Raw genomic sequence first — 21184 nt, 5'->3', positions numbered from 1 at the left:
GCAGTAAAACAGTCTAACTAAAAGTTTATAACACGTATTAGCATTAACCTTATGCCATTGTAAAAATGATAGCTATCAACTGCCATATGCCGATGCGTATCCATAGCCACCGTAGGCGTACGCCTCCCGGTTTTCTTTTTTCGCATCGTTAAACACTACCATAAGGTTATTTAATTTATCATTATCATAAATATCTCTGAGGATACTTAATTGCTCGGTATTGGTATAATTATACCGTACAATATAAATACTCAACTCGGCGTATTTAGCCAGGCTAAAAGCATCGGCAACGGCACCAACAGGCGATGTGTCAAGCACGATATAGTCAAACTCTGTTTTGCACCAGTTAAAAAGCAGGTCAAGCCGTTTATCTGACAATAGCTCGGCGGGGTTAATTGCTTTACTGCCGCTTCCCATTACAAAAAGGTTATCTGATTCATTATAAGCCTGGATGCATTCGGCCGGTGAATTGGTATCACCCATTAAAAAATCTGTAATGCCCTTGGTTTGCTCCATGTTGATGTTTTTAAGCAAATCGGGCTTGCGCAGGTCAAACTCCATAATTAATACCCGTTTATTGAGCATGGCAAGCGTTAAGCCCAGGTTGATGCTGAAAAAGGTTTTGCCTTCGCCTTTCATAGACGATGTAACAAGCATGGTTTTGTGCTGTGTTCCCTGGTTCAGGAAGCCAATATTGCTCCTGATATACCTGAACAGTTCTGAAATGTTGGTATTACTGCCGTTAGATATAACTACAGGGCTCTGACCTTCATTATTATGGCATAATTCGCCCAGGATCTTTACGCCTTTTATATTCAGCAGGCTTGATTGATTCCTGATTTTCAGGCTAAATTTATCTTTCAGGAAGATGTAAATTCCCGGCATAAATAACCCGGCTATAATAGCGAATAAATAGGTGAGCTGTTGCTTAGGAAATTCAGCTATCGGATTAGCGGCAGGTTTATCAATCAATTGCGATGAAGGAATTGTAGCTGATAACGACAACGCCGTTTCTTCTCTTTTTTGCAACAAGTATTGGTATAAATTAGTTTTTACCCCCTGTTCACGGCTCCGCTGTAAAAGCCCCCGTTCAAGCGACGGAACCGAGCGGATGCGGGAGTCATACTGGGCAGAATTTTGGCTGAGCAATTTGTGGCTGATTGAGAAGCCTTTTTTAATATTACTGAGGTTTTCCATGATATTTACACGAAGGCTGGCTATCTGGTTGCTCAGGTTTTCAATAAGAGGGTTGGCAGGGTTTGCGCTGCCCAGCATGCGGTTCCTTTCCAACTGCAGGTCGTTGAAACGGCTAACCAGTGTATTTAACGCCGGATCCTTCAATCCCATGGTACTGGGTACAGCATCGTATTGGTTAGCCGAGTTTTTTAAATATGCTTCAATGGAATTCACAATACCCAACTGAGTATTTGATTCTTCAAGCAGTTGATTATATTCTGCAGATTTTGTCAGATTTACCTGTGTGCTTGCATTGATCTCTGCAGCTCCATTCCTTTGCTTGAAAGTTTCAATGTCACCTTCGGTGTATGACAGGTCCCGTTCTAAATCATGTAATCGTTTATCAATGAATAATATGGTGTTTACGGCTGTAACGTTTTTCTTAACAACGTTTTCGGCGTTATAGGTAGATATGATGTTGTTCAAAATATCAATCCCTCTTTCGGGCACAGCATCAACCAGGCTTAAGGTTAAGGTGTTTGATTCTTTAACTACAGGGTTAACCTGTAATGATCCGGCGCTGTAAGCTGCTGCCAGCCCGGTAAGGTTTTTAAACTGGATCAGTATCGGCGTGTCATTATCTGCAAGGGCCGGCCCTTTTTCTACTTTAAAGGAATAATCCTTATGATTAATCAGTTGGTTATAGCTGTAAATCCATGTTTTGGTTTCCTCTTTTAACAAAAACTTACTTTGTGAATATGGCTGGATATATAGTTTTTTCAAATAGCCGGTTTTCCCTATTCTCTTTACAGTAACGGTGAAAGGCCGCTCATTACCATACAGTTCTTTTACTTTAAAGCCGCTTTCATCAAAATAGGAAGTTTCCAGGTTAAGTTTTTTGAATACGCTATAAATCAAATCTTTTGATCGTAATACCTCCATTTCATTATCCACGGTTTTAGTTTCCTGAAACATGTTCAGGTCACTGAAAGCAGTAGCTTTTAAAATACCATCGCCTTTTTTATCGTCAGGGATTTGCAGTGTACTTGTTATTTTATACAGCGGGGTAACATAGTTAAGGTATGTCCAGGCTGCGCCAAAACAGATAACCATGCTTATCAGGAATAAATACCAGCCATTTAAATAAGGCTTAATGTTGTTCCTGAACTTGTTGCCCGGCAAAGGTTCTTTTAAAATAAAATTATTATCCATGTCAGCTATTCTTAGGTATCTTTAAAACTGTATTTTATCTTCTTAACAGTACTGCCGCCAATACGGCCAATGCCGAAATTGAGGCTACTACTATTGGTGCTAAGCGTGTGCTTTGGCTATACTCAACCGCCTTTGATTTGTCGGGCTCCACATAAACAATATCATTTTGTTTAAGGTTGAAGTAAGGCGAATCCATTGATTCAACTTTATTAAGGTTAAGGCGGTTCATTGTTCTGCGTCCGTTTTCTGTGCGGATCACCAATACATTTTCCCTGCGTCCATAAACTGTCATATCCCCTGCCATACCTAATGCTTCAAGTAAGTTTACATTTTCATCAGTTATTATAAATGTTGATGGTTTGTTAACCTCGCCTATCACGCTTATTTTAAAATTTAGGAGTTGGATGTCAACTACCGGGCTTTTAACAAAAGCCGATAGCTTTTTAGCTATTTCAGTCTGTGCTTCCTCAATGGTTTGCCCTTCAATTTTATAGTCACCTATAAGCGGTAAATTCACAAATCCATTTTCGTTTACTTTATATCCGCCGCGGGTTGATTGATTGTTTAAGCCTACATTTTTGTTACCGTTGAACAACATATTCGATTCGGGATTTAAGCTGGTAACAGTTACATTTAAAATGTCTTTCTGATGAATGACTACTGTTCCGCTTGTATTGTTATTTGCTGCACCTGTATTTGCCATGTTGCTGAAGTAAACAAGATCCCGACTTCCGGCACATCCGGTTATCAATAGCAATGTTGTAATGAAACAGTATATATTAATTTTTTTCATCATCAATAGTTTAAGAGAGTTTAGGGAACTATTTTGAACTGGTTTATTTGGTTAGTCAAATTTATCTATTTGGGCATCGATAGTATACGGTTTTAGTCGATTGCCGTTTTTTTGTAAACCTGTATCTTAGTCTTTACAGAACATGTAAAGCAGTAATGCAGGCATGTGTAAAGGGATGAGAAAAAAGTGTCTGAGTTGGGAATTTGGGGCTGCACGTTCATATAATAGTGGTTACACCCAGAAATAACAGCACATAAAAAAAGCAGGCCTGAGCCTGCTTTTTTTATGGAGTTTGTTGGTTAATTATTCCAAATTATTCTACTGTAACCGATTTAGCCAGATTACGGGGCTGATCAACATTACAACCCCGTTTTACGGCTATATGATAGGAGAGAAGTTGTAGCGGGATAGTGGCCAGCAGTGGTAAAAAGGCTTCGTCGGCATCGGGTATTTCAATGCAGTAATCGGCCATGTTTTTCACTTTAACATCACCACGGGTAACAATAGCTATTACTATTCCTTTCCGGGCTTTAACCTCCTGTATATTACTGATCACTTTTTCATACGATGAGTTTTTTGTGGCGATGAAGATCACCGGCATCTGCTCGTCAATTAACGCAATTGGCCCGTGCTTCATTTCGGCGGCGGGATAACCTTCGGCATGGATATAGGAGATCTCCTTCAGTTTTAAAGCCCCTTCCAAAGCAACCGGGAAACCGAAACCACGCCCTAAGAACAGGCAGTTAGGGGCATTCTTTATTTTGCAGGCAATGTCTTCAATCAATTCATTATCCTGCAGCAGAGTTTGTATTTTATCGGGTATGGTATCAAGCTCCGTTAATAAATTGGTGAGCCTGCCTGGTGTTAAAGTACCTTTGTGCTGCGCAATATATAAAGCAATTAAAGTTAAAACAGTAACCTGCGCTGTAAAGGCTTTTGTCGAGGCAACGCCTATTTCCGGGCCGGCATGGGTGTAAACCCCTGCATCAGTTACGCGCGGAATTGAAGCGCCAACAACATTGCAGATCCCCAGGATAGTTGCACCCCGTTCTTTAGCTATTTCAATGGCGGCTAATGTATCGGCAGTTTCTCCCGATTGGGATACCGCCATTACAATATCCTTATCAGTAATTATGGGGTTACGATACCTGAATTCGGAAGCATATTCAACTTCTACCTTAATGCGTCCGTATTCTTCAATAAGGTATTCGCCTGTTAGGCCGGCATGCCACGAGGTACCGCAGGCAATAATAATTATCCGCTCGGCATTTTTAAGCTTGTCGGTATATTGTTTAATGCCACCTAACTCAACCTTGCCTTCAAGCGGAAAGATGCGACCACGCATGCAATCCCTTATAGAACGCGGCTGCTCAAAGATTTCCTTCATCATAAAGTGCTCAAAGCCGCCTTTTTCTAACGATTCAAGTTTTAATTCTAACTCCTGGATCAATGGGGTTTGAACAACATTGTCAAGCTTCTTTATTAAAAGCCCACTGGGTTTAACCTGTACTATTTCGTTATCTTTTAAATACACTACGTTTTTGGTGTACTCGATAATAGGAGTGGCGTCTGATGCAATAAAATACTCGCCATGGCCAACACCAATAACCAATGGACTGCCTTTTCGGGCGGCAATCAGCTGATCGGGGTTTTCCCGGTCCAGGATAACTATAGCGTAAGCACCTATCACTGTATTTAAAGCCAATCGGACAGCCTCCAGTAAATCAGTTTGTTCGATATTTTGAATTTCCTCAATTAAGTGGATCAGGATTTCTGTATCTGTTTCACTTTTAAAGGTATGCCCACGGGCAAGTAGTTCTTCTTTAAGGATCAGGTAATTTTCGATGATCCCGTTATGGATAATGTGCAGGCGGTTATCGTTTGAGCTATGCGGATGCGAATTTGCATCAGATGGGGCGCCATGTGTGGCCCACCGGGTATGTCCTATTGCAACATGCCCGCTTTTGTCTTTATCTGCTGTGTGAGCCTCAAGACACGCCACTTTTCCGGTTTTTTTATACACATTGAAGCCTACATTATTTATGATAGCAATACCGGCGCTATCATAACCACGATATTCTAATCGTTTGAGGCCGTTCAACACAACGGGCCACGCATCTCTTGATCCGATGTAACCAACAATTCCGCACATAGTTTTAGGTCTTTAAATGATAAATTAAGTTTATTTGTTACTTGGTGAGTAAAATTATTTAATTGACTATCAATAAAGTATGAGCTAAGTTCAATTGCCCGTAAATTGTAAATCTGACGCCATTTTACACGTTTAAACTGTAAAAGGATATAAATCGCTTTACATTTTAGTTGTTGTGTTATATGATAAGCCGGTTAAAGATTTTTTATCAAATGGTTGGAGAATCAATTCACTTTGGGGTTACAGTGCATGTATTCCTGAACTTGCAATGTGCTGATCAGATTTTGGCTGTGAAGTTTGTTGCGTGATTTTACAGAATGATTTACGATCGCAGTGCTCCTATTTTATATCATTTTATTTTCAGTTAGGTTTAATTAACCAAAAAGAACCTGGCGATGATATTCAACTCATTTACTTTTCTGCTGTTTTTTCCTGTGGTAACGGCTTTATATTTTCTGGTGCCTCATAAATTTAGGTGGCTGTTGCTGCTTATAGCAAGCTGCTATTTTTATATGTTCTTTAAAGCTATTTATATCCTCATCCTGTTTTTTACAATAATTATCGACTATACCGCGGGCATTTACCTGGAAAAAGTTAGTGACCCTAAGAAGAAGAAGCTTTTGTTAATATTAAGCCTTACGGCAAATATTGGCGTACTGGCTGTATTTAAGTATTTTAATTTTTTTAATGCCAATTTATCGGGATTGCTATACTGGATGGGGTACACTAACCCGATTCCGTTTTTACAGATCCTGCTTCCGATAGGGTTGTCATTTCACACTTTTCAGGCCATGAGCTATACTATTGAAGTTTACCGGGGCCATCAAAAGGCCGAACGGCATTTCGGTATTTATGCTTTATACGTGATGTTTTATCCGCAATTAGTTGCCGGCCCTATTGAACGTCCTCAAAATCTGTTACCGCAATTTAAAACCGAACATCATTTTAATGCCCTGGATGTTTCTGAAGGGTTAAAACGAATGCTGATCGGTTTTTTTAAAAAGGTTGTTGTTGCCGACAGGTTATCTATATATGTAAAAACTGTTTTTAACAATTATCCTGAACACGGCTCGGCCACAATTGTGCTTGCTTCATTGTTTTTTGCAGTCCAGATTTATTGCGACTTTTCGGGCTACTCGGATATTGCGATAGGCAGTGCCAGGGTGATAGGCTTTAAGCTGATGGAAAATTTTAAACGGCCTTATTTTGCAAAAAGCATAAACGAGTTTTGGAGCAGGTGGCATATCTCACTTTCTACGTGGTTTAAAGATTATGTGTATATACCCTTAGGAGGCAACCGGGTTAGCAAAGGCCGGTTGTATTTAAATTTATTTGCAGTGTTTATGATCAGCGGTTTGTGGCATGGCGCTAATTGGACATTTATTGTTTGGGGCGCTTTACACGGGTTTTACCTCATTTGCGGAATGGCAACGCAGAAGTGGAGGACGGCAACAGCAAGTAAATTAGGGTTAGGCAGTGGAGTATTTGCCAATTTCTTAAATATATCTTTTACAATATTCCTGGTCACTATAAGCTGGATCTTTTTCAGGGCTGTATCATTAGAGCAGGCCTGGGGTTTGTTAAAAGGTGTTTTTATTTATAAACCCGGCTTTTTCATAGGCGAACCTTCTTATTTTCTGTATGACTTGATGGCTATAGCCGCCTTGTTTTTTTACGAAATAAAGCAGGAATACGGCCATCATTCATTACGGTTTCTTCACAATGAAAATTGGGGGATCCGCATGGCTTCCTATTTAGGGTTGGTTTTTATAATCCTGTTGTTTGGCGTTTTTGACGGCGGACAATTCATTTACTTTCAGTTTTAGATTATGAAGCAGTTGAAAGAAAACAGCAATAAGTTTTTTATCAGGTTGTTATTGATGATTGTGGCTTTTGTGGCTGTTGATCAGGCAGCCGGTATGTTCCTTTATTATTTTTTTACACACCAGGTTTCCGGCGAATACGCTGTCGCTAATCACGTTGTGTATAATTTAAATGAAGATGTGTTGGTTTTGGGAAGCTCAAGAGCTTCTCATCATTATAACTCATCGATTATAAAGGATGGTTTACACCTAAGTTGTTTTAATGGCGGCCGGGATGGCGAAGGGCTTTTATATAGTACAGCAATTTTTGAACTGGCATTACAGCACCACGTTCCTAAGGTTGTTGTATTAGATGTAACGAGCGATGTGTTAAGTGAAAAGGAAGATGAAAAGAACAGGCTTTCCATTTTACTGCCTTATTTAAAACAATCGGATGTTATCGGCAATATGATTGAAAAGAAAGACCGGCTGGAGCTACTAAAAAGCCATCTTCAAACATACCGCTACAATGGCCAGGTGGTTTCTATATTTCAGCATTACTTTTTATCATCAGGAAACACTGTCATGGGCTTTAATCCTTTAGATAATAAAATGGACGTCAGCCGGGTTTCAACCCATACATCGCTTAAGCCATATTCAGACAGCATATCGGCCGATAATGTAAATGCGCTGGATTTGTTTATAAATGAATGTAAGCGGCAAAAAATTCAATTGTTTGTTTTTGTATCGCCAAGGTATAACGATGATACCCAACAGAATTCCTATTTAAAATTGAAAAGTACTTGTAACAGTAACAAGGTTGTTTTTCACGATTTTACCAACGATGTATATTTTAAAAACCCGGAATACTATTCGGACAGGGCGCATTTAAACGGCAGAGGAGCCGACCTGTATACCGATACCATTGTGGCTTTTATGAAAAAAAGATTAAGCCCTGCGGCTAACGTTCAATACTTCAGTAAAAACCAGGAGCCCCTGCGTGAAAATTGATTATTGTATCGGAGCTGGGATCAATAAAAAGTGAAAGGCCGCTTTTATGATAATTCATAAAGCGGCCTTTCACTTAGCATGGGGATGAATAATTTAATTAATTAACTGTTTTAACGCCGGCACCTGCTGTTACCACTGCCGGAACGTTTGCAGCAGCATCAAGCAACGTGCTGTAAGCGTATGACGGCACCCAACTTGATAAAGATGAGGTGATGTCGTTAGCACCGCAATTAGAATAAATGTTGGTTGATATACCGCTGAAGTAACCTACAGGGTCGCCATCTAAGTTAGTAGTAAGTGGCTTCCTGCAGCCTGAGAAATATTCATTATCTGTCCTTACTGTACCACCGTATCTTGCACCGATGGAATAACCATCGTTGTTTAAGTGGTAGTTATTGTACATGTGGATAGTACCGAATACCAAAGTTGGCTCCCTTTCAGACACATTGTACCAGTAGTTGTGGTGCAATGTAACGTGTAGTTTGCCGGTGTTGGCTGTAACAGCATCGCTTGTTACCGAACCAATAAGCAATGACAAGTAGGTGTCATGGAATTTGTTCCATGAAATGGTTACGTAGTCAGAGCCTTCGGCAACGCCGATATCTTTACCCCAGTAATCCCAGCCATGGCTGCGGTCTGTTGCAAAATCGCAATGGTCAATCCAAACGTGGTTCGACTGGAATTTAACGTAAACACCGCATTCGGTTACGTAGTTTCTAAACGTAACGTTTTGGATAATGATATTGCTTACAGTGAACAGGTAAAGGTTAAGGCTTGATAAAACGGCGCCGGTTTTACCGATGATGGTGGTATTTGAACCAACATACACAGGAGTTACGCCTGATCCGCTAATTGTTCCGGAAACATACACAATCTTGGGCGAATTGCCTGACACCGCAGATTTGAACGCAGCCAGTGTGTTTACAGTTACCGTGGTACCGCCTTTACCACCGGTTGTTGTACCGTTAACAGCAGCGTAACCGGTTAATACTGTACTCAAAACGGAGCCCGATGCGGTTGTTGTTGAAGTACTTGTAGCCGGAGCGGTTGTGGTGGTAGTAGTTGTTGTACCGGTAAGGGTGTAAGTGTACTTTCTTCCGTTTGTCAGTGGGCTGCTATTGTCGGAAGTTGAGAAATACAATCCGGTATCCCAGTGACTGTAACGCCCTTTACCAAGGTTTCTGATGTCACTGTGAACAGAATGAGCCGGACCTAACGCAACACCATTTTCATAAAGTTGGAGTGTTGACGCTGTTGGCTGCGTGTTTGAATCGCCGCTTACCTGAACGGGGCTGAATTTGTAAGCGTAACCTTGATCTAACCGGATTGAAGATGTGGCCATCGTGTAGACGGTGGGGGCTGTTGTTGCCAGGCTTTTGCTGGCGTTTAAATCATTAATTGGAACGGTTACTGGTTGGTCTGCATTTTTGGAGCAACTTCCGATGAGGATAATTGCGCTCAGTGCCAAACTGCCAAAAGTCATTTTTTTTAAAGATTTTGTTTTTTGCATGTTATAATTTTTAATTAAGCCCTCGAAACGTGGTCTTATATTAAAAATTACCGTTGATTTTTTCCTAAAGATATAGACTAAAAGCTTAAATAGTTCAAAAATGCTGATTCTGCTGTTTAAACGTGTAAAGTTATGTGTATTTGTGACACGTATAGTTGTGAAGTATTTTACACTTCATGACATTTTGATGACAATTTTAGTTCAGAAGAAAAAACAATTTTCGTCGATTATTGTCTTATGTCACTTTAAAACCAAGTTTTGCCCAGTATTTTTAACTTGCAATTAAAGCATTAAATTGTGAAAGCAGCTTTACAAAAAGTTGGCGCTTAACGTGGTCACTATCGCGTTTTTCAATATTCTTATTGAATTTTAACTTCTCCTTCAAACGATTTCACAAATAATTTTGGAGAAAATGATGACATAAATTCTTCGGCTTTGAGTACCATATCCATTGAGCCAATAAATATGGAGGATCGCTGGTGTAGTTCCTTTACTTCAATTTCCATAATTCTTTTGTATCCGTCTGATGCTTTGCCGCCGGCTTGCTCAATAATATAAGCCATAGGGTTACACTCGTAAATCAGCCGCAGTTTTCCCTTTTTTGCGCCTGTAGTAGGGGGATAAATAAAAATTCCGCCTTTTATTAAGGTCCGGTGTATATCCGCAACCATCGATCCTGTGTACCTGGAAGTATATGGTCGGTTGGTATCCGGATCTTCTACCTGGCAATATTTGATATATTTTTTTACCCCATCCGGAAAATGAATGTAATTGCCTTCGTTTATTGAGTAAATTGTTCCTGCTGCCGGAACAGTCATGTTAGGGTGCGAAAGACAAAACTCACCGATTGAAGGATCAAGGGTAAAGCCATTAACACCCTTGCCTGTGGTATATACAAGCATCGTTGAAGATCCATAAATGACATATCCTGCAGCCACCTGCTCGGTACCAAGCTGTAATACATCTTCGTTTGTGGAATGTTTCCCTGTGTCTGATTTTCGTCTGTAAATAGAAAATATGGTTCCTACGCCTACATTGACATCGATATTGGATGATCCGTCTAAAGGATCAAGTGCAACAACGTAGTTTGCTTCTTTTGAAATATCCGAATCTATAACCAGGTATTCATCATTTTCTTCCGAAACAACTATACAGCATTCCCCGCCGCTTCTTAATGCTGCTATAAACTGCTCATTGGCATAAATGTCCAGCTTTTTTTGTGACTCTCCCTGAATATTGGAGGAGCCGGCATCACCTAAAATATCAACAAGGCCGGCCTTGTTAATTTCCCTGTTTACTATTTTGGCGGCGATCCCAATATCACGAAGTAGCCGAGAAAGCTCGCCTTTGGCATAAGGAAAATCTTTTTGCCGCTCAATAATAAATTGTCCAAGAGTTTTAAATGCCGTCATATTTTTCGATGTTTAATGTGTTTAACCCGGTAGCTTAAAAGAAATTGGTTAACAGAATACTTACCGATTACCAATTATAACATGGTATTTACATATTGCACCCACAATGCTGTTAATTATTTACGCAAACGTTTGCGTTTTTGCTTGGTTAACCAATTTTATGGAAATGTTATTTTTAATTGATAAACAGTCTGTTAGCATAGCTTCGCATGGTGTATTTTTAAGCTATCGTGTTAATCGGGGATAATCAGCTACCTTGTTTTCGAGGATAGTAGCATCAACAGGTTAGGAGTTGATCCTACCTAAAATAAAAGCCGAATAAGCTGAAAGGACAGCCTTGTTATAGAAGCTGCCCATCTTAATTTGGAGGTAATTAATGCAATTCAGCCTTTTATGTTAAGCATTTATTAAGTTTGGGTTATCTAATAGTTTTAGGCTCTTTTATTCAATTTTTCTCCAGTTTTCAGCGGGTTTCTTTGCGGAAAATTAAACCCGTTGTTCATGAAATACACCTACTTTCTTTACAGGCTATTGCTCTTGTTTTCAATATGCCTGTTATTTTCTGTTTCGGCTAATGCCCAAACCATAAGGGGAAAGGTAACCGATACTAAAACCGGCGAACCCCTTACCGGAGCAACAGTTCACTTAACCCAGGATGGGGTTAGCAAATTTGTTGCGGTTAACCTTAATGGCGCTTATAGCTTTAAAAATTTAAAGAATGGGCCATACAAAATACAGGTAAATTATGTTGGTTACGGCCCTTCTAAAGTTAGGGAGGGCAATATTACATCGGTCAATGAAGTCATTACGGTAAACGTGGCCTTGCAGGACGCCGATATGCAGATGACAGAAATACAGGTTAAAGCCCAGACAAATAAAGAATCTGATGGCGCTGTGCGTAGCATTGAAAAAAATGCACCGATGGTTATCAACGTACTTTCGGCAAATGCAATAAAGTTATTGCCCGACGTTACTGTGGCTAACGCTTTACAGCGTGTTAGCGGTGTAACCATTCAGCGTTCGGCAAGTGGCGAAGGTCGTTACGCTATCATTAGGGGTATGGACCAGCGTTACAACTCAACATTGGTAAACGGTATTAAAATACCAAGCCCGGATGCTCAATACCGGTTTGTGCCTATGGATATATTCCCTTCAGAAATGCTGGAAAGGCTTGAAGTGATCAAAGCGCTTACCCCAAGTATGGAAGGCGATGCCATTGGCGGCGTGATGAACCTGGTGATGAAAAGTGCTCCAAGCCAGTTTACTTTCAGCGCTAACGTATCAGGTGGCTTTTCTACCCTGTTTTCGTCAAGCAGGCCATTTGTTGGTTTCAGCGCATCTCCTAACAGCAAATCTCCGGCAGCAATCAATGGTAACAGCTATGCCGCTACCTATGCCGATTTTAGCAATAAGGCGCTTACAAGCGATAAAAATATTTCAACTCCTTTTAGCTCAACCGCCGGCCTCACTATTGGTGATAGGTTTTTGAATAAAAAATTAGGCGTTATTGTATCTGCAAGTTATCAGAACATATACCGTGGTTCTAACTCAAAGCAGCTTACGCCAAATGCGCAGCCTTCAGCTATCCCACTACCAAACTCGCCGCAGTTTTCTGATGCTTATGACCGTACTTATTCAACCCAAACAGAACGCGTAGGTATCCACAACAAAATAGATTACGCGATTAACGACAAAAACAAGATCTCGTTATACAACCTATACATTCATCAAAGCGAATTTGAATCGCGCTTTACTTCTGATACCCTTGGTTTGGGCTTAAACTCAACTGGCTTAAGCAAGCAGATCACCATCTCAAACAGGAGTATGCTAACCAAGCAAAATATCTATAACTCAACCTTGCATGGTGATCACTGGCTTGGTAACGAGTGGCGCTTAAACTGGGATGGGGTATATTCTGAAGCTACGAGGCACCAGCCGGATAGAACCGAGTTTTTTTATGATGCCAATAAAACCCTCAATAACTCGGGAGCCGTCACTGCCGAGGTTGACAACAATACCCAGTTAGACCATCATTGGGAAAATAACCGCGATAAAGACATTTCGGGATACGCTAATCTGATCTATACTCCTAAAATTGCCGGTAAAGATGTTGAGTTTTCTGCAGGTGGTTTATATCGCCATAAAGTGAGGGATGCTGATTATATCACTTATTCATTAACCGGTGGTAAATCAACCTTGTTCAATAATAATTTCGACGCTATCCCTTTTGCATTCAATTCGGCTGCTGATGGTATCGGTGCCAATAACCCCGATCTGCAAAACAACTACCACGTAAGGGAAAATGATAATGCCGAATATTTACAGATTAAGTTTGATCTGTTCCCGAAACTGCAGATATTAGGCGGCGTGCGAATCGAAAATACCGATTTGACCTACAACACCCAATCGCCCGAAACGGTTACACAAAGAAGCGGTAACATTAAATACACCGACGTATTACCAAGCCTTCACTTAAAATACCAGTTAACAGATAATCAGAATATCCGTGCATCGTACTTTGCAGCAATCAGCCGTCCGGGCTTTGGTGAGCAGGTGCCATATAAAGTTACGGGCGAATATTATGACCAGGTAGGTAACCCATATTTAAAGCATATCACTGCCGATAATTACGACGTACGTTATGAGTTTTTCCCCGGCGGTGCCGATCAGTTATTGTTAGGCTCTTTCTACAAAAAGATCTATAATCCAATTGAGTACTTTGTCGTGCGCAACGGTGGTCCGAGCGATCAGGTTATTAAACCTCAAAATGATCCTGGTAATGCTACCAACTATGGTTTTGAAGCTTTGGCTACTAAATTCTTTGGTGTGATAGGCTTTTCAATCAACTATACTTATACCCACTCAAGGATAACCACCAACAAATTGCTTTACTCAAATGACCCAACATTGGGTTTACAGCAAACCAATGTGAATCAAACGCGTCCGCTGCAAGGTCAGGCAGATCATGTAGGTAACGCATCTGTACTGTACAAAAGCGCGAAGTTAGGTTTGGATATGCAACTGGCTTTTGTTTACACCGGCGAGCGTTTGGCGCAGGTATCACCATATTATAACCTCGATTTTTACCAGCATGCCTACAACCAGTTAGATTTTTCTTTCGAAAAAACTATCGCCAAAAGATTTTCTTTCTATGGCAAGGTTAATAATATCACCAACGCGGCCAGCAAAATCTATTTGAAATACCCGCATGGTAGTCTTGATGCAAAGCAGCAGGAGTTTTTAGGCAAACAGGACATTGCAGGTCAAACGCTTGTACAAAGCGACTATTACAAAACACTATTCCTTGGTGGTTTCAGGTATAAATTATAATAAAAACAACGATGAAAAAATATATAATCCCAGTTATTTGTATCCTGATGGCGGCCGCGTTTTCCGGTTGTCAGAAATGGAAAGGTGAGCACATGGACATTTACAGCTATACACCACCGGCTGCAAACCCGGTAAGTGATAAAGCTCCGCTTTCGTGCAGCTCAAGCGGTTCAACAGTAATCCCGGTAAAAGGTACCATGCTTACCGGCAAAACATACACCGTTGAAGACGGTTGTGATTTGGTGATCAACCCAACTGATACTTTATTATTGCAGCCTGGTGTAAGATTAAACATGGGTGCCGGGAGCAGCCTTATTGCGCTTGGTACCCTGGTGAGTAACGGGTCAAAAAATCAGCCAAACTGGATCACCGTTCCTGGTATTGTGAAAAATGATGCGCCCGGTGGCTTTACTGCTGCTGTCGATCCTGCATACGCTGGTAAATGGAAAGGCATTATTGGCGGACCAACCTGTAATTTATTAGTGCTAAGATGGACTCACGTGGAGTATGCCGGCTTAACCGAGGGAAAAGCCACATCAACTATTGCCGGCTCGGGCACAGGCAACCAATACAGTATTTTATTTGCCAATTATAAAGGCAATTTCATTATGGAAGATTCCTGGCTGTACGGTGGGATAGATGACCCTATTAGGATCTCAGCAGGTAAAATAGCCATCTTCAGAAATACTTTTGAAAAAAATGGTGTCAGCGGCGGTGATTGTTTAAATGCCAAAGGCGGTACTGTAGGTACAATGGCCTACAATATGTTTATCGGTACGGCTACTAATGGCCAAAAAGCATCAAACAAAGGTCAGGCTACGGGTGCACCGCAAACCAATATTGTAATGTATAACAATACATTTGTTAGTGGTGGTTACCGCCAGGTGCAAAGCGGTCGTGGTGGTTGTATCAATTTTGAAGAAGGTGCAGCGGGCATGTATTACAATAACGTGGCAATCAATTGCAAGTTTGGTTATCGTGTGGTAGGCAGCCCGGTTGCCGATGTTGCCCACCTTTCATACGGTAATAACTATCAATGGGCCGATTCATTAAGTGTAGCCAACCAGTTTTATCCAACAGGCTACATCACGCAGCCGCAAAGCACGGATATTCCATCAATCACAACATCGGCAAAATACCTGCCTTCAAATTATACTTTAGGTTCTATTTATGATGGCAGCGATGTTGTACAAAAAAATAACCCGATGTTCCTGAACTTTCCGCTGCCAACTGTAGGTCATCCGTTGTACCAATATAACGCCATAGGTAACTTTAACTTCCGTTTGCTGGCCGGCTCGCCGCTTATCGGTAAGGGTAACACTACCATTAAACCGTTAATTACGGTACCGCTTGATAAGGTTTATGGCTTATCTGACGCAACATTACCTGGTGCCGATCTTGGGGCATACCAGTTAAATGGCTCAGGAAATCAGCATTAAATTATTAACTATTTATATAAGGATGAGGCTGTATCATATATCATCGGCCTCATTTTTTGACTTATTCAGATGCTTAAGCGATATATAATTCCGGGTTGAATTTACTAATAAAAGGGGAGGTAACAGGGTTAACACAATTCAGGGTTAACATTTAATTATATATCTGATAATCAGTTAATTGAATTTGTTTTTATCCAAAAAAGTGTTAACCCCCTTTTTTGTGTAAATATTTAATTATGTGTCTAATAATCAGTTGGTTGGTAGTTTTTTATTCAAAAAACATGTTAACCCCGTTTTGTATAAATATTATCGGCTGAATTTCAATTCACAGGTAACATAACTCCAAGGTAGTCAATTCGACTAATGATACGGCCTCGTCCTTTTAAAGACTCAATTACAAAAATGAAAAAGATCATTCGTATCCTGTTTTTATTTATCATATCCCTGTTAGCTATACTATCAGTTAAGGCGCAATCAACTGATTTAAAGATTGTCTTTATCCGTCATGCCGAAAAGGCATTGAAGGGCGATAATCTGAATTGCCAGGGAATAAACAGATCGTTAAAGTTACCGGCTATACTAACCGCCAGATTTGGAGTGCCTGACAAAATATTTGTGCCCGGCCTGGGGCTGGGAGAGGCTACCAAACACTCGAGAATGTTTCAGACCATTGTGCCGCTTGCTGCCAAATACAATTTAACGGTAAACAGCTCACGTACCGAGAAGGATTCTTTAGGTTTGGCTGCCGATTTAAAAAGCCGTACCGGTGTAATATTAGTGGTATGGGAGCATGGCGGCATTGCACCAATAGTACGTTCCTTAGGCATAAAACAGGATAACCTGAAATGGCCGGATGATGATTACGATAGCATTTGGGTTGTCTCCTTTGAAAACGGCGAAGCTGTTCTTACCCGCGATAAGGAAAATATCGATCCAGGAAAAGATTGTAATTTTTAAGTTGTTTGAAAATGAAAGTTTCATAGCCGTTGACTTTAGTCAATGGCTATGATTACCTGTAATGCCAAATTGCTTAAAAATCCGGGGCGAAACTAAATTTAACGCCATATTCCGCAGCCCCCGGATGGTCAAGGTAATTAAACCTTTTGATCCCGTCTATCCGCAAAAACTTAAAGATATTACCTATACCTACTCCGGCTTCTATATAAGGTTTAGTGCCTAAAGCATAAGTACCATTTGCCCCGTTACCACCTACCGGGAACCGGAACAAGTTAGGTGAATAAAGTGGATTATTTTCGTTGCGCAAGCCGCCGAATAGTATTTTGGCTGATAGAAATTCCCTCCATTTCAGGTGTTTTATCAATGGGAATTTATTCAGCAAAAAGCCGCTGAAGCTATGGGTTAAGTTAATACCCGCATAATGATCGCTTACAAACTCAAGGTAGGTTTGCTGGTTATAGGCATCCTCATCATAGGCGAGTGACTGGTTAGCCGGGGCCAGATTGAGGAGTGGAAATGGCACTTTACCCACTAAATAATTTCCAAGTACAGTAATATCAGTATAACCAAGCTGAGACAGGTAAAACCGTTTGAAAATGCTTGCTTTAACACTGGTGAAATCATATTCACCATTGAACAGGCCTTTAAAGCCATGATTGATCTGCAAATTTATGATCGGGTATTTGCTGTAGATGGTGCGGCGGTATACCGTTCCCTGTAAAATTTGCTCATGCGGTGCATACCTGAAAGCGAGGTTCAACTCGCTGGTAGTAATGTCATGAACCATAGTGTTGGCATCATCATTATATTGAAATACTAATGCCGCGGCGGGGCGCTGGTTCCAGTTTCTAAACGCGAGATCGAACGAAAAATGGTTTTCAAAGTCCTTTACATATTCAATTTTGGCAATCTTACTATAAAGCCAGTATATTGTTTTTCCTGTTGAAAACGATGCAAGCGCGGCTTGCTGATTGATAGTAGAAAGGTCCCTCCCCGGTACATTAACATCATTTAAATAGCTTGCCTTAAGGTAGTCATTAGGGTAGCGGTAAAAAGGTGTTTTATTGAATGAGTAAAAAGTTGCGATATTGTATTTATAAGCCTTATCGCGAGTACCATAGGCGCCAAATCCTTCAAAATAAATTGATTTGCTTAAATCGGTGGTGGTACGTCCGCCAATCTGAAAGCGGGAGCCTTCCTGGCTGTCCCGGGAATAAAATGTGCCAATGGGGCCTATCAGCACCGGGCCCGCCTTGGCATAACCTCCGGTAAAAGTAGCTGCAAACCAGGTTGCCCGTTTAAATTGCGGCATTTTTTCTAACCGGGAGATGCGCGGGTACATCTTCGACTGATGATCGGTTAGTGTATCCGGCCGGTTACGAGCCCAGTATGAGGTGTCGGGCTTGTCTGCATCGGGAGCTATCTGCAATTCTTTGCCCTCATAAAATGCGGCGGGAAGCGGTTTGTCTGCTATATAGTTAGAGAAAATTACCGTTCGTTCGCCCATTAACCCCAGGCCTTTGTTTTTTAAGATGCCGAAATCGGCTTTAACGTCGCTTTTGCTTAAAAAATACCGGCCGTTAGGGTTCTGCTCAAAATCAAGCGTGATCTTGAGCGTTCGCATGAAGTTAATGTTGATCTGTTTGTTCACATTAAGTTCACAGCCCCGTACGGCATAGTTGCCCGTCATACTTACAAGCAATTTACCTTCAAAAAGCAAGTCGCCTTTGGTACGTGGTATAAAACTTAGTTCAATCAGTTTTTCCTTAGCAGTCTGTATGGTATCGGTAATAAAAAATTTGTAATAATTAGGAGAGTGATCTGCAATAGGGCTCAGGAACTGGTTGGTAATGATAAAAACATTGTTATCATAAATATCAATTACATTACCGTAAAGGCGGTTCATATAAACATCAAGGCCTGCCGTATCAATAAATTTAAGGATGTTGGCTTCCTTTTGCGCTTTGAGCACACTGATGGATTTAGCCGGATCTTTGCGATAGTAATTTTGATATTGCTTTTCGCTAAGATACGCGGGAAGCAACACCTGGGTTTGCCCGTTATCTTTTACAGTATCAAGCATAAACTGGTACATCTTAAAATAACGGCTGTTCATCAGTTTAGAAGGAACGTCGATAAATGACAGATTGATGCGCTCATATTGGTCATATTGCAGGTAATCGGCGCTTTCCATGCGGTTTTGCTTTTTATGGTCGATCACCTGCTGGATAAGCTCAACCGCAGGGTTGCCTTTATTACGGTATCGTTGTTTCTTTCCGGAAACAACCTTAACCTCTTTAAGCTGGGTTTGACTATCATGTAACCTGATGTGCAGAACGTTTACCTGTCCAGGTTTAATCACTTTTGTAACGGTTTGATAGCCAATATAAGAGAAGGTAACATGCGTAAAAGCTCCCGGGGCGTTTAACTCAAATTTCCCGTCCGGTTCTGCAATGGTTCCGTACCTGCCGCCAACAACTTTAACATTAATACCCGGAAGCGGCTGCCCCGAGGCGTCATCTACCACTTGTCCTTTAATGCTCGTTATTACCTGAGCTGATGGTTTTTTAACGCTGTCTGGTTGTTGTGCTGTGCTGCACAACGGAAACAACATAAGGATAAGCAATGGAGTTAAAAGATTAGAGAATAGCAGTCTTGTTGAGTTTGACGTTCGGGAATAAATCTCAAAAGAGGATAGCAAATTGTGGTAGATTAAGGGTACAAAAAGTGTTCAGTTTTATTCATATTTCGGGCGTGTGCCCGGAATATGCTTTTCAATTGTTTTAAACGTACAAATTAAATTTGAATTGTTACAAAAGATAGTATTATTTTAAGATTAACAGGATTGTGACGGCTATATTCAATCAATTTTAATGAACTTTCCTTTTTGGTCAAATAACAGATCTTTCCCTTTTATTTCTGCCTCAAACATCTTTTTGCCCGCCGCATTGGTTACACGCCCGGCTTCTTTAATTTTTGTGCCTTTATAATTAGTTTTAACATATTCAAAAACAGCAGGAGGTAGTTGGTTAACCGGTATGGCATCCCCCTCTTCTACAAATTCGCCTTTGGGGGTAAAAGTTACCGAAGTATCCTCGCCCGATTTGCCTCCCCAATTGGCTTCATAATTTCCTTTTTCTTTTTCCCAGGTAACTTTTGTGGCATTTGGATATTTTTTGGCGAGGCTTTGCTTTACAGCGACTGGTACTTCTAAACTGCCGGTTGCTTTTACCACGGCACCGGTACCAAGCAGGGCGGCGGTGATGATTAATAAAATGGCCTTTTTCATAAGTGCTTTTATTTTGATTTACACTAATTTAAGAGAGCAATCTGGAGGAATATGGTACGGGCAAAACAACTTGATTTTAATTGAAACAAACTTGAATGGGTTTGAACCGGTGTTTGTAATTAACCACCGCTAACTTTGTTTTGCAGATAGTAAATCCAATAAAATAAACATAACCATTTTACCATGAGAATTTTAATTTTCCTGCTTGTGTTGTGCTGCTTTTATAGCTGTGTAAGCGCTCAAAGCAATTTTTTCAATAGCAAGGACGCTTATCTTGGACAGCAGCGCCCTGATGATACACCGCGTGTTTTTGCGCAACACATGTTGGTGCCCGATAGTGGCATAGCCATGGGGCGGTCGGCCTTTTCTGCAAATGGCAAGGAGTTCTATTACGGCAACTCCATACACTGGTTTAATGCAAAAGGTAATAAGATCCGTTATTTTAAATATGATGATAACAGATGGCAAGGCCCTTTTGTACTTAACTATGATTATAGCACACCAACTTTTTCTGTTGATGGCAGGAGCATGTACTTTGCAGGCAAAGGCGATGGTAAACATTCATATGTTTGGATATCACATCGCAACAAAGATGGTTGGACAGATCCATATGTATTTCTGAAAAAGGGTTATGGCCTTTACAATTTTATGCCGACCAACAGCGGAACTTTTTATGTAGGTAGTAACGGTGATAAGGGCAACGTAAGGGACTATAGTACTTACGATTTCTGCACGCTTACCATCTCCAAAACAGATACAGTTATTAAAAGCTTAGGACCGGTTATCAATACACCGGCATTCGACGGCGATTTCTATGTAGCGTCCGATGAGTCATACATGATCATCAGCTATAAGGAAAAGCCAGATTACGAATGTGAGCTCGGGATCACTTTTCGTAAGCCCGATCATAGCTGGACAGCACCGTTAAACCTTGGTCCGCTGATTAATGATGGTGATGCCCACCGCTGGGGTGAATATGTTACTCCTGATGGTAAATACCTGATTTATACCAAAGGCACCAGTGAAAAGGATTGTTGCCTTTATTGGGTACGGTTTGATACTTTGAAGGCAAAACTAAAAAAGGAGGCGTTGGGTAAATAA

The 21184-nt window shown here is 40.8% G+C and carries 13 protein-coding genes; 6 read left to right on the top strand and 7 right to left on the bottom strand.

Features of this window, described 5'->3' with window-relative positions:
- Positions 1-75 precede the first annotated feature (75 nt).
- The 3 genes from IEX80_RS08600 to glmS form a co-directional block, all read right to left on the bottom strand.
- Complete coding sequence (locus IEX80_RS08600; protein WP_090526817.1) at positions 76-2388, bottom strand: GumC family protein; 2313 nt, start codon at positions 2386-2388, stop codon at positions 76-78.
- A 34-nt stretch (positions 2389-2422) separates the two neighbouring features.
- Positions 2423-3091: a polysaccharide biosynthesis/export family protein gene (locus IEX80_RS08595; RefSeq protein ID WP_229701566.1), complete on the bottom strand. Its 669-nt coding sequence runs from the start codon at positions 3089-3091 to the stop codon at positions 2423-2425.
- A gap of 403 nt (positions 3092-3494) precedes the next feature.
- Positions 3495-5333: a glutamine--fructose-6-phosphate transaminase (isomerizing) gene (glmS, locus tag IEX80_RS08590; RefSeq protein WP_090526820.1), complete on the bottom strand. Its 1839-nt coding sequence runs from the start codon at positions 5331-5333 to the stop codon at positions 3495-3497.
- Positions 5334-5728: 395 nt separating this feature from the next.
- On the opposite strand from glmS, the gene IEX80_RS08585 reads away from it, so the two are divergent.
- The gene (locus IEX80_RS08585; RefSeq protein ID WP_188832656.1) at positions 5729-7159 is read left to right on the top strand and encodes an MBOAT family O-acyltransferase; all 1431 of its coding nucleotides are present in this window, start codon (positions 5729-5731) and stop codon (positions 7157-7159) included.
- Positions 7160-7162: 3 nt separating this feature from the next.
- On the top strand, positions 7163-8146 hold the full coding sequence (locus IEX80_RS08580) for a hypothetical protein (RefSeq protein WP_188832655.1): 984 nt from the start codon (positions 7163-7165) through the stop codon (positions 8144-8146).
- 97 nt (positions 8147-8243) lie between these two features.
- On the opposite strand, the gene IEX80_RS08575 is transcribed toward IEX80_RS08580, so the two are convergent.
- Both IEX80_RS08575 and fbp read right to left on the bottom strand, forming a co-directional pair.
- On the bottom strand, positions 8244-9656 hold the full coding sequence (locus IEX80_RS08575) for a pectate lyase family protein (RefSeq protein WP_090526827.1): 1413 nt from the start codon (positions 9654-9656) through the stop codon (positions 8244-8246).
- Between the two features lie 359 nt (positions 9657-10015).
- Positions 10016-11068, bottom strand: coding sequence for a class 1 fructose-bisphosphatase (gene fbp / locus IEX80_RS08570; protein WP_090526829.1), 1053 nt, complete (start codon positions 11066-11068; stop codon positions 10016-10018).
- A 501-nt stretch (positions 11069-11569) separates the two neighbouring features.
- Between fbp and IEX80_RS08565 the strand changes: the two genes are divergently transcribed.
- The 3 genes from IEX80_RS08565 to IEX80_RS08555 all read left to right on the top strand — a co-directional run bounded on the left by IEX80_RS08565 (position 11570) and on the right by IEX80_RS08555 (position 16794).
- Positions 11570-14398, top strand: coding sequence for a TonB-dependent receptor (locus IEX80_RS08565; protein WP_188832654.1), 2829 nt, complete (start codon positions 11570-11572; stop codon positions 14396-14398).
- Positions 14399-14409: 11 nt separating this feature from the next.
- Positions 14410-15837: a hypothetical protein gene (locus IEX80_RS08560; RefSeq protein ID WP_188832653.1), complete on the top strand. Its 1428-nt coding sequence runs from the start codon at positions 14410-14412 to the stop codon at positions 15835-15837.
- A gap of 402 nt (positions 15838-16239) precedes the next feature.
- A complete protein-coding gene (locus IEX80_RS08555) occupies positions 16240-16794 on the top strand; it encodes a histidine phosphatase family protein (RefSeq protein WP_188832652.1) in 555 nt (184 codons plus the stop codon).
- Between the two features lie 73 nt (positions 16795-16867).
- On the opposite strand, the gene IEX80_RS08550 is transcribed toward IEX80_RS08555, so the two are convergent.
- Complete coding sequence (locus IEX80_RS08550; RefSeq protein ID WP_188832651.1) at positions 16868-19408, bottom strand: DUF5686 and carboxypeptidase-like regulatory domain-containing protein; 2541 nt, start codon at positions 19406-19408, stop codon at positions 16868-16870.
- Between the two features lie 246 nt (positions 19409-19654).
- On the bottom strand, positions 19655-20083 hold the full coding sequence (locus IEX80_RS08545; protein ID WP_176627534.1) for a PepSY-like domain-containing protein: 429 nt from the start codon (positions 20081-20083) through the stop codon (positions 19655-19657).
- 183 nt (positions 20084-20266) lie between these two features.
- Between IEX80_RS08545 and IEX80_RS08540 the strand changes: the two genes are divergently transcribed.
- Entirely contained in the window at positions 20267-21184 is a 918-nt protein-coding gene (locus IEX80_RS08540; RefSeq protein WP_188832650.1) for a PD40 domain-containing protein, read from the top strand.

The sequence above is a fragment of the Mucilaginibacter rubeus genome (assembly GCF_014643835.1).
GTDB classification, from domain to species: domain Bacteria; phylum Bacteroidota; class Bacteroidia; order Sphingobacteriales; family Sphingobacteriaceae; genus Mucilaginibacter; species Mucilaginibacter rubeus.
Note: the sequence above shows the minus strand (reverse complement) of the source record. Positions and strands in the feature narration are given on the sequence as shown.

Bases quoted from the DNA above. Each gene is read 5' to 3' on its own strand.
- IEX80_RS08600 (WP_090526817.1), bottom strand. From the start codon at position 2,388: ATGGATAATAATTTTATTTTAAAAGAACCTTTGCCGGGCAACAAGTTC.
- IEX80_RS08595 (WP_229701566.1), bottom strand. From the start codon at position 3,091: ATGGCAAATACAGGTGCAGCAAATAACAATACAAGCGGAACAGTAGTC.
- glmS (WP_090526820.1), bottom strand. From the start codon at position 5,333: ATGTGCGGAATTGTTGGTTACATCGGATCAAGAGATGCGTGGCCCGTT.
- IEX80_RS08585 (WP_188832656.1), top strand. From the start codon at position 5,729: ATGATATTCAACTCATTTACTTTTCTGCTGTTTTTTCCTGTGGTAACG.
- IEX80_RS08580 (WP_188832655.1), top strand. From the start codon at position 7,163: ATGAAGCAGTTGAAAGAAAACAGCAATAAGTTTTTTATCAGGTTGTTA.
- IEX80_RS08575 (WP_090526827.1), bottom strand. From the start codon at position 9,656: ATGCAAAAAACAAAATCTTTAAAAAAAATGACTTTTGGCAGTTTGGCA.
- fbp (WP_090526829.1), bottom strand. From the start codon at position 11,068: ATGACGGCATTTAAAACTCTTGGACAATTTATTATTGAGCGGCAAAAA.
- IEX80_RS08565 (WP_188832654.1), top strand. From the start codon at position 11,570: ATGAAATACACCTACTTTCTTTACAGGCTATTGCTCTTGTTTTCAATA.
- IEX80_RS08560 (WP_188832653.1), top strand. From the start codon at position 14,410: ATGAAAAAATATATAATCCCAGTTATTTGTATCCTGATGGCGGCCGCG.
- IEX80_RS08555 (WP_188832652.1), top strand. From the start codon at position 16,240: ATGAAAAAGATCATTCGTATCCTGTTTTTATTTATCATATCCCTGTTA.
- IEX80_RS08550 (WP_188832651.1), bottom strand. From the start codon at position 19,408: ATGTTGTTTCCGTTGTGCAGCACAGCACAACAACCAGACAGCGTTAAA.
- IEX80_RS08545 (WP_176627534.1), bottom strand. From the start codon at position 20,083: ATGAAAAAGGCCATTTTATTAATCATCACCGCCGCCCTGCTTGGTACC.
- IEX80_RS08540 (WP_188832650.1), top strand. From the start codon at position 20,267: ATGAGAATTTTAATTTTCCTGCTTGTGTTGTGCTGCTTTTATAGCTGT.